The following is a 9,865-nucleotide window of genomic DNA, read 5'->3' as shown; positions in this document are numbered from 1 at the left end:
TTGCTGGGCGACGCCGCCGTATGCCTGCACGCACAACCGGACGGGCAGCGAGCCGAGGCGTGGGGACATCTGTCCGACGCCTACCGGGTCGCCGCCTACAGCGCGAACCTCATGGGCGTGGTCTGACCTCAGTACAGGTGAACGGATCAAGGCTCTGCGGGGGCGGGAGCTGACGCAGCAGGCGCTCGCGGAACGAACCGGACTGTCGCTGCACACCGTCCAGTCCGCCGAACAGAACAGACGACTGACGCTCCCCACGCTGATGCGGCTGGCGGACGCTCTGTGCGTCGACACCGCCGTGGTGCTTGGACAGCAACCTCCGCGCGGCAGCGCGCGACGGTCGGACCTGGCTACCGTGCGGGCGCTGTCGCTGGCTGTCCACGACACATCGGCGGGCCTCGTCCCGGAGGCGGACGAGGCCCCGACCCCGGCAGAGGTCGGCGCCACGTGCCGGCGGGCCTGGGACCTCTACTGGCAGGGCCGCTACACCGAGGCCGGTGGCCTGACCGCACCGTTGCTGGGCGACGCCGCCGTATGCCTGCACGCACAACCGGACGGGCAGCGAGCCGAGGCGTGGGGACATCTGTCCGACGCCTACCGGGTCGCCGCCTACAGCGCGAACCTCATGGGCGTGCGGGACCTGGCGTACGCGGCCATCGGACACGCGGCGTTCGCGGCGTCCCAGGCGGCGGACGACTTGCGGCGCGCCCTCGTCGAGTCGGGGCGAGCATGGGTCTACCTGCGGGACGCGCGTCTCCCCGAGGCCCTGGCACTGGCGGAGAAGTCTGCGCTGACGATCGAGCCCCGGTTCTCCCGTGCCACCGTGGGCGAGCTGACGGCCTACGGCAGCCACATCAACTTCGCGGCGGTGGTCGCCTCCCGCATGGGCGACGCGGACCGAGCAGGCGACTACCTGTCGCAGTCGCACGCGACCGGCGCCCGGATGGGCAGAGAGGAACGCGCGCACGGGACGCTGTTCGGGCCGACTACGGCGGCGACGCAGGCAGTTGGCATCCATGTGGCGCTGGGCCAGACGGGGAAGGCGCTCGGACTGATCGACACCATCGGGCCGACGTCCGCGCTGTCCAACGCGTCGCAACGCCGGTACGAGCTGGACAAGGCCATGGCGTTGGCCGACGCACGGCTGTGGGACCGGTCGCTGGAAACACTGGAGGCGGCGCTCACGGCGTCGCCGGTATGGGCCCGCTACCAGCAGCTGCCGAGGGTGATCCTCGAGAAGGTCGGAAAGGGCAGCACCGCGCGCCTGCGACGGGTCGCGAAGCTGGTCGGACGGCCCGCGTGGGGAGCCGACTATCCGACCGCGACGCGCCAGGCCAGCCTCTGACCCCCGCTCAGTTGGGTTCTTGTACGGCCGAGTTGGCCTCACTCGGGCCGGGGTCGTACGTCGTGTACGACTCCGGGCCCGAGCATTTCCCGCACTCGTACACAACGCCTCTGGATGTGTACGCGGAGTAGCGAGACGGTAGCGGTATAGCATCGAGGTCACGCGAACAACGCCAGCGCCGCCGCGCCCTGGCCAACGCCGCCACCGGCCGCACCTCCGTGGTGCTCTACGTCTGTCTCGCCGAACCGGGCGCGGACGCATCCCTGTTCGCCCCGCTCCGGCGCTATGCGGAGGCGCGGGACTGGGACATCACCGATCTGATCGCCGACCGCCATCCCTCAAGCGTGCCGCTCCGCAAGCGCGCGCTCTGGCCACGTGTCGCCGACGCCGTCCTGGCCCGGCGTGCCGAGGGCGTCGTCACGCTCGACGGCCATCTTCCCGACGACAACGCCGCCGAACTCGCCGACTGTGCCTCGACCCACGGCGTCTTCATCGTTCGGCTGGACGGACCGAACGTCCCGGGGGCGGATCGGTGAGCGTGTACCACTGCCACCACTGCGAGCGCGCGGAGCCGTCCGTGCGGACGGTCCGCGTGATCGGACAGTGCACCGGACCCGGAGGGTCCTACCGCACGATGAGCCGCCGCCGCTTGCTCGTCACCCGGTCCGGGTGGCCGACAGGGGCGCGCCCGGACCACACCGGGCCGTTGGACGGCGACGCCTCCCGCCTCGTGCGTCCCTACGTCCCCGCCGAGCCGCCGACGCCGCGCTGGGTCTCGCTGTCCGGCGGCCGACGCGGCCCCTGGGCGTTGACGCGGGGAGCCGCGCGGTGAGCCCGCGCGTTCGCGTCTCCGCCTGGCCGTGCGGGCGGCAGCGGCCGCGCTCCATGCAGACGTCGCCGCTGGTCGCGTCGCGCCTGCCGTGCGCGCTGCCGACCGGCCACGACGGGCCGCACGAGGACGCCATCGGTCAGACCTGGCACGACCCGAACCCCGAGCTGGAGTACGCGCTCGGCGTGGCCCTCGCCGCCGACCTGCTCCGCTGGGCGTTCGCCGACGACACGAAGGACAACCGATGAAACGCCGTCGGCGCCGGATCGAGGATTCCCTGGCCGCGCAGCTCCTCTACTGCCTGATCATCGCGGGCCTGCTGCTCCTGATCCTCCTCGGCACCCTTCCGTGAGCCCGTCCCCGGGGATCAGCCCTCCCCTGGGAGGGAGAAGCACATCAGCGTGCCCGACTTGGTGGCGAAGAGCCGGTCGCCGGCGTTCACCGTCCACAGCGGGTCGTCGGCGCCGCCGCTGACGGGGTGGTGCCAGAGGCGCTCACCGGTGTCGGCGTGGAGGCCGTGGAGGCCGCCCCTCGTCGACGTGAGGAGGAGGTCGCCCGAGGCGCTGAGCGAGTCGGGCTCGCCGAGGCCGTCGGCGGTCCAACGGCGTTTGCCGGTCCGGGAGTCCACGGCGTGCAGGGTCTTCCTGTCCAGGTAGCAGACCGTGGTGCCCGCTCGCGCGTGCTGCCCGACCCCGGCGGGCAGGCTTCTCCTGACGCGCCAGAGGAACTCCCCGTCGCGTGTGTCGAAGGCGGCGAGGTAGCCGTTCTTTCCCTCGTTGGCACCGGCCGGGTGGCAGAAGAGGATGCCGGCCTCGTCGTCCACGCTCAGGGCGTTTCCGTAGAACACCGGCAGGCCCAGCGCCGGAGGAAGCCGGTCGGTCGCCCGCCACCGTCGCTCACCGGTGGCGGCGTCCAGGGCGAGAACCCTCATCTTGTCGTCGAGGCCGTACACCAATCGGCCCTCGGCGGGGCTGTGGAGCCCGAGCAGGTCGGCCGTCCACGCCGTGCGGCCGGTGGCCGGGTCCAGGGCGTGGTGGCGGGTCGCGAGGCCGGGTTCTCCCGCCGCGTCGCCCTCGGCGATCACGTGGCCCGAGGGGCTGAGCCGCCGCGCGAAGACGAGGCCGGGAACGGTCACCTTCCAGCGGGTTTCCCCGGTCGCCGCGTCGAGGCCGTGCAGCCGCTCGCCGGCCGCGGTCACCAGTACCGAGCCGGTGGCCGCCTCCAGGCGGGGCGCGTCGCCGCCGGGCGGGGCGGCGTCCCACAGCTCTCGGCCGGTGCGGCCGTCGAAGGTGTGCACCCTCCCGTCCGCCCGCACGGCGTAGACGTGCTTCTCGTCGGCGCGGACGTCGCCGTTGCGGCCGCTGAGGTCCTGCCAGAGAGGCTTGCCGCCGGCCCGGTCGAGGACGGCCGCCGAGGTCTTCCCGGTGACCAGCAATCTGGACTCGGTCACCGCGTGCAGGGTCATGTCGGAGTGGGGCAGGGCCCGGGTCCAGAGCAGTTCCGGCAGTGCGACGGGCTTCTCCCGGTCGCGTGACCGGATCAGCAGCGCCGCCCCCGCACCGGTCGCGGCCACGGCGAGCGCGCCGCCGCCCGCAGCCAGCAGCCTGCGGCGGCTGAGGCGTGGGGGCCGTACCGCCTCGCGCAGGGTCCGTTCCTCCGCGGCGATCTGCCGCGCGACCGCGCCGAGCCAGTCGGCGGTGGTGGTCGTCGGGCGCAGCGCCTCCCGTAGCCACTCGACGCTCGGACGCCGGTCCGGCTCCTTGTCCAGGCAGGCGCTCAGGACGCCGAGCAGGGCGTGCGGGACGCCGTCCAGGCGCGGGGCCTCGTGGACGGCGCGGTAGAGCAGCGCGTGCACCGCGCCGGTCCCGAAGGGCGGCGTACCGGTCGCCGCGTAGGCGAGCACCGCGCCGAGCGAGAACACGTCGCCGGCGGGAGTGAGGGCCGCGCCCCGCACCTGCTCGGGCGCCATGAAGCCGGGGGAGCCCACGACCTGTCCCTCGGCGGTGAGCCGGGTGCCGTCCACCGCGCGGCTGATGCCGAAGTCGATGACCCGGGGGCCGTCGCGGGTGAGCAGGATGTTGGACGGTTTCAGGTCGCGGTGGATCAGTCCCGCCCGGTGGATGGCCGCCAACGCCTCGGCGAGTCCGGCGCCGAGGACCCGCAGGGTCGCCTCCGGCATCGGTCCGTGGGCCTCGATCGCCTCGCCGAGGTCGGGTCCCGGGACGTACGCGGTGGCGAGCCAGGGGCGCGGCCCGTCGGGGTCGGCGTCGAGCACGGGCGCGGTGAACGCGCCGCTGACCGCGCGGGCCGCGGCCACCTCGGAGGCGAAGCGCCGCCGGAAGTCCGGGTCGGCGGCCAGCTCGGGGCGCACCACCTTCACGGCGACGGCACGGCCGCTCGGCGACGCGGCGAGCAGTACCCGCCCCATTCCGCCGGCTCCCAACTCCCGGATCACCCGGTAGGGGCCGATGTGCGTGTCGGTCGGGGCGGGTGTCGGCGTCGTACTGCTCATGGGGTGGTGCTCCGGAAGGCGTGGAGTGTGGTGTCGGATGCGGCGTAGAGGGTGTCGCCCCTGGCCCGCACCTGCCAGCGACGCGTCGTGGAACCCGCCGTGGGGGTGGAGTCCGCGTCCTCCTGGTGGGCCCACAGGAGCTTGCCGCCGGAGGCGTTCCACACGGCGAAGCCCGCGGCCGAACTCCCGCTGCCGGACAGCGGGTACGCCACCACGGACGGGGTGACGGCCGGGCCCGGGTCGCGCGCGCCGTTCGTCGCGAGGGAGAGCGGGCTGGTGGCGTGCCACCGCGTGCCGCCGTCCCGGGTGTCGACGGCGTGCACCGTGTCCCTCGTGCCCACGACGTACGCCCGCCGGCCGAGGACCGTCGCGGGCCGCAGCATGTACGACTCGTTGACGGCCGTCCACAGTTCGCGGCCGTCGGTTGCGCCGAACGCCAGCACCTTGGTACCGGTGACGAGCACGGCCGTGCCGTCGGTGGCCAGGGAGGGGTAGGTGCCCGGCTTGAAGAGGTCGCGGACGGTCCAGCGGACGGCGCCGGTGCGCAGGTCCAGACCGATCAACCGGTCCCCGTCGTACACGTAGCACAACTTCCCGTCGGAACAGGCCGTGTGGTCGCTGCTTCCCACCTCGCGGTGCCACAGGACCCGTTCCGCCGCCAGGTCCACGGCGCGCACCGCGTAGCCGGGGTCGTCGCTGGTCCCGATGACCGCGACCGACCCGGCGGCGTCGAAGACCGTGTCGACGTGGCTGGCGAAGGAACGTCCGCGCTCGGTGACCGCGACCGTGGACTTCACCCTGCCGTCCGCCCCGAGTCTCAGCAGATACCCGCGGTCGCCGCTCCAAGCCGCGGCGAAGAGTTCCTTCCCGTGCACGCCAAGCCAGTTGACGCCGCTGGAGACGCCCTTCGGAACGGCCGGATCGGCCGTCCACAGACGCTTTCCGGTGGCGGTGTCGTAGCCGCTCGCGTTCTTGCGGTCGAAGTGCACCAGGGTGTCGCCGAGCAGCCGCAGCTGCCCGTTCTCCACCTGCGGGAGCAAGGAGGACGACCACTCGGGATCGGGACCGGTCGGGGCCCTGGGGGAAGGCCGCACCGTGGTCCCGGCGCCCGTACCGCGCCTCGCCGCCGGGGCGTTCGAACCGGACCACCACCCGGTCGCCGCGGCCGCGCCCGCCGCCACCACGGCGGTGCCGGCGGCCGCCCCGGCGATCCACAGGAAGCGGCGCCGACTCGGCCGACCGGGCGACGCCGTGCTCGGCGCGCCCGCTACCGCTGGGGGAGTGGCGGGCGGAGACGGCGCCGCGACCAGCGCGCCGACCTGCGCGGCACGCCGCGCCAGCTCCTCCCGCAGCCCCGCGACCAGCAGCGCTTCGGGCACGGCCGATCCCAACGCCGCCAACGCCGCCAACACCGCGTCCGCCGAAGGCCGGTGCGCGGGATCCTTCTCCAGGCACTCCGCTAGCAGCGGCCGCAACCCGTCCGGCACGCCGTCCAGCGCGGGCGGCGCGTGCACGGCCCGGTACAGGACCTCCGAGGTGCCGCCACCCCCGAACGGGCCCTGCCCGGTCGCGGCGAACGCCAGAACGCAACCGAGGGAGAAGACGTCCGCCTCGGGGCCGGCCTCCCGGCTCGACACGATCTGCTCGGGGGCCATGAACCCGGGCGTTCCCATCACCGCGTCGGTGTGGGTCACCCGCGTCGCGTCCACCGCCCGACTGATGCCGAAGTCGATGACCCGCGGCCCGTCCTCCGCGACCAGGACGTTGCCCGGCTTCAGGTCCCGGTGCACCACGCCCGCGCGGTGGATCGCCAGCAACGCCTCCGCCAGCCCGGTGCCGAGCGCGCGCAGCGCGGGAGCGGGCAGCGTACCGAAGCGCCGCACCACTTCGTGCAGGGACGGCGCCGGTACGTAGACCGTGGCCAGCCACGGCTCGTAGGCGTCGGCGTCCACCTCCAGCACCGCCGGTGTGAAGAACCCGCTCACTCGCTGGGCGGCCGCCGCCTCCCGCCGGAACCGGGCACGGAACTGCGGCGCCTCGGCGTACTCGGGACGGATCACCTTCAGCGCGACCAGCCGCCCGCCCGGCGACCTGGCCAGGAACACCCGGCCCATGCCGCCCTCACCGAGCAGATGGAACACCTCGTACGGCCCGATCCGGCCGGGGCCGCGGCCGTCAGGCAAGAGCGGCGAGGACATCACGGGCCGCGGCCACCACGCCGTCGACGGCCTGCCGCTCGCTCAGCCCCGACCGCTGCGGGTGGTAGCCGAGTTCCACGGTGAACGTCGCGTTGCCGTCGGAGACGATCACCTTGGCCCCCGCGAGGTCGAACGGTTCCCTGTCCACCCCGTGTACGACATGGGCCTTCTCCCCGAGGCCGTCCAGCGGCCGGGAGTCGGTGACGTCGCGGACGTCCTTCAGGGCCTCCTCCGCGGACTTCTTCTGCATGTCGAACATTCCCGCGGCGTGCGGTCCGACCGTGAGATGCACGTTCAGGTTCTGCGGGCCGTCAGCCGCGCCGGAGGGCCACTTCCACCTCGGCATGCGCGTGATCATCGCCGGCATGGTGGCGTTGTCGAACTGCGAGGGCTCGCACTCGGCGCCGGGCGCCAACCGCGCCACCGTGGCCGCCTTCACCAGCTCGCAGCCCTCCGGCACCTTCGTGTACGTCTTCCCCTCGCCCAGCGGGTCGTCCGCCGCCTCCGCCAGGGACGGGTCGGCGGCGGGCGGCTTCTTCGCGGCGGAGTCCCCGTCGTCGCCCCCCGTCGTGGCGACGACCACCCCCACCGCGGCGAGCAGCGCGAGCGCCACGCCGCCACCGATCAGCCACGGCCGGCGTCCGCCGCCCGCAGGGCCGGAGTTCCCGGACGGCGGGGGAGCGGCCGGGGCGGGCTGCGACCAGGCCGACGTGCCGTGCCGGGGGCCCGGCTGCGGGGACTGACTCACGGGAACGCTCGCTTTCGCTCTGCTCGAAGCCGCCGGCGGCGGCACCGGCCCAGCGCCGTGGCGGTCCCCACGACCGCGCCAGGGGGACGTCACCGGAACCACCACGGCCTGGCACACTCTGACCTCGGGTGCTGCAATGGCGATGAAATCCCGCTGAACCGCGGGGCAGGGGATTGCGCGAGTGACCCTCGCGAGACTGGAGACTCCGGCGTGGCGGCGGAATCAGCGGACACGGCAGACGAGCGGTTGCGCGTCAACCTGCTGGGACCCGTGGAGGCCGGCCGCGGCGACTCGCCGCTCGACCTCGGCCCCGTACGGCGGCAGGCGGTGCTCGCCGCCCTGGTGCTGCGCGCGGACACCGCCGTCACTCAGCAGCGGCTGCTCGACGACGTGTGGGGCGACAACCCGCCGGGAACAGGCCACCGCGTCCTGCCGAGCTACGTCTACGCCCTGCGCAGAGCACTGGACGCCCCGCACACCGCGCCCGACCGGTCGCTGATCCGCGGCGTCCGCGGCGGCTACCGCTTTGTTCCCGAAGGCGTGCACACGGACACCGCTGAACTGGCCGAACGCGCCGCCCTCGCCCGCGACGCGCGAGCCGCCGCCGACCTCCCCGCCGCCCTCGAACAGCTCACCACCGCGCTCGCCCTCTTCCGCGGCGAGGAGCCGCTGTCCGGCCTGCCCGGCCCGCTCGCCGAGGCCGAACGCCGGCGCCTGGCGCAGCAGCGACGCGCCCTCCACCGGCAACGCGTCGAGTGCCTGGTCGACCTCGGCCGCCACACGGAAGCCCTGGACGCCCTGGACGCCCTTGCGGCGACGGCGTCCCCGACCGAGCCCTACGACGAACCACTCGCCGCGCTGCGCATGCGCGCGCTGTACGGCAGCGACCGGCAGGCCGAGGCGCTTGCCGCCTACCGGCAGACCCGGGACCGACTCCGTGAGGAACTGGGCGTGGAGCCCGGCGAGGAACTCCGCCGAATTCACCAGGCCGTGCTTCGCCACGACCACCGCCTCCTGCTCGGTCGGCCGTCCGCCACCTCGTCGACGCCGCCCGACGCCCCCAGGACACCCGTCGTGCCCACTCGTTCCGGCTCCGCCGGACCCTCCCGGCCCACGCTCAACGAACTGCCCGGCGACACCGCCTGCCTCGTCGGCCGCGAGGCCGAACTCGCCCGACTGACCGCCCCAGCCCCACCCGACGCCGTCTCCGTGGCGGCCGTCGACGGCACGGCCGGAGTCGGCAAGACGGCCCTGGTGGTCCGCGCCGCCTGGACGCTCGCCGCACAGCACCCGGACGGCTGCCTGTTCGTCGACCTGCACGCGTACGGCGGCCCCCACGACCGTGTCAGTCCGCAACGCGCCCTCCACCGGATGCTGCGCGCGCTCAACGGCGCCGACGACGAACTTCCGGACGGTCTGGACGGTCTGGGCGGACTGGACGGGTTGGCCAGGCCGGACGCCGCCGCCGAACTCGGCGAGCTCGTGGCCGCCTGGCGCACCGCCACAAGCGGGCTGCGCCTCCTGTTGGTCGTGGACAACGTCCGTGCCGCGCAGGACGTGCGCCCGCTGATCCCTGCGGGCCCCGGCAGCCGAGTGCTGGTGGCCGGACGCCAGCGGCTCCCCGGACTCGACGCCGACGTCCGGCTCACCGTGGAACCCCTCGGCGCCGGCGAGGCCGTCGGACTCCTCCGGCACCTCCTCGGCGCGGACCGCGCCGACCGCGAACCGGAGGCCGCCCGCGAACTCGCCCGACGCTGCGGCGGCCTCCCCCTCGCGCTGCGCATCGCCGGGGCCCGACTCCAGAGCCGCCCGACCTGGACGCTGACCCACCTCATCGGCCGTATGCCGGACGCCGACCGCCGCCTCGGCGAACTACGCGCCGAGGACCGCAGCGTGGAGTCCGCCTTCCGGGTCTCCTACGACCAGCTCTGCCCCGACCTCCAACACGCCTTCCGCGCCGTCGGCCACTCACCCACCTCCCGTTTCGACGCACTCACCCCGGCCGCCATGCTCGGCCGCCCCCGCGCGGACGCCGAAGACCTCCTGGAACGGCTGGTCGACGCCAGCCTGCTGCAACAGCCGCAGCCGGGCCGCTACCGGATGCACGACCTGGTCCGCGCCCTCGCCCACCGGCTCGCCGCCACCCGACCCGCGGAGACCACCTCCGCCCGCACCGCCGTCCTACACCTCTACACGGCTGCCGGCCGGCTCGCCAGCGACTGGGGCCCCCAGG

General features: G+C 74.2%; 7 protein-coding genes. 4 read left to right on the top strand and 3 right to left on the bottom strand.

Features of this window, described 5'->3' with window-relative positions:
- Window positions 1–67: 67 nt before the first annotated feature.
- The 3 genes from FNX44_RS18585 (at window position 68) to FNX44_RS18575 (ending at window position 2,422) form a co-directional block, all read left to right on the top strand.
- Entirely contained in the window at window positions 68–1,345 is a 1,278-nt protein-coding gene (locus tag FNX44_RS18585) for a helix-turn-helix domain-containing protein (protein ID WP_143649420.1), read from the top strand.
- Between the two features lie 221 nt (window positions 1,346–1,566).
- Window positions 1,567–1,881 carry a hypothetical protein gene (locus FNX44_RS18580; protein WP_143649417.1) on the top strand — a complete coding sequence of 105 codons (315 nt, stop codon included), beginning with the start codon at window positions 1,567–1,569 and terminating at the stop codon, window positions 1,879–1,881.
- Window positions 1,882–2,173: 292 nt separating this feature from the next.
- Window positions 2,174–2,422, top strand: a complete 249-nt coding sequence (locus FNX44_RS18575; protein ID WP_143649416.1) for a hypothetical protein — start codon at window positions 2,174–2,176, stop codon at window positions 2,420–2,422.
- A 119-nt stretch (window positions 2,423–2,541) separates the two neighbouring features.
- Here FNX44_RS18575 and FNX44_RS18570 read toward each other — a convergent pair whose 3' ends face one another.
- From FNX44_RS18570 to FNX44_RS18560, 3 genes are read right to left on the bottom strand one after another with little or no spacing between them, the layout of a single operon-like run.
- Window positions 2,542–4,686 (bottom strand): serine/threonine-protein kinase, encoded by a 2,145-nt coding sequence (locus FNX44_RS18570; RefSeq protein ID WP_143649415.1) that lies wholly within the window; start codon window positions 4,684–4,686, stop codon window positions 2,542–2,544.
- A complete protein-coding gene (locus FNX44_RS18565) occupies window positions 4,683–6,869 on the bottom strand; it encodes a serine/threonine-protein kinase (protein WP_228449997.1) in 2,187 nt (728 codons plus the stop codon). The genes FNX44_RS18570 and FNX44_RS18565 overlap by 4 nt, the downstream gene beginning before the upstream one ends.
- The gene (locus tag FNX44_RS18560; RefSeq protein WP_323369487.1) at window positions 6,862–7,632 is read right to left on the bottom strand and encodes a hypothetical protein; all 771 of its coding nucleotides are present in this window, start codon (window positions 7,630–7,632) and stop codon (window positions 6,862–6,864) included. The genes FNX44_RS18565 and FNX44_RS18560 overlap by 8 nt, the downstream gene beginning before the upstream one ends.
- Window positions 7,633–7,842: 210 nt before the next feature.
- On the opposite strand from FNX44_RS18560, the gene FNX44_RS18555 reads away from it, so the two are divergent.
- Window positions 7,843–9,865, top strand: a 2,023-nt coding sequence (locus FNX44_RS18555) for an AfsR/SARP family transcriptional regulator (protein WP_323369486.1), incomplete at its 3' end; no start/stop codon positions are given.

This window comes from Streptomyces alkaliterrae (genome assembly GCF_007097205.2).
In the GTDB taxonomy this organism is placed as follows: Bacteria; Actinomycetota; Actinomycetes; order Streptomycetales; family Streptomycetaceae; genus Streptomyces; species Streptomyces alkaliterrae.
Note: the sequence above shows the minus strand (reverse complement) of the source record. Positions and strands in the feature narration are given on the sequence as shown.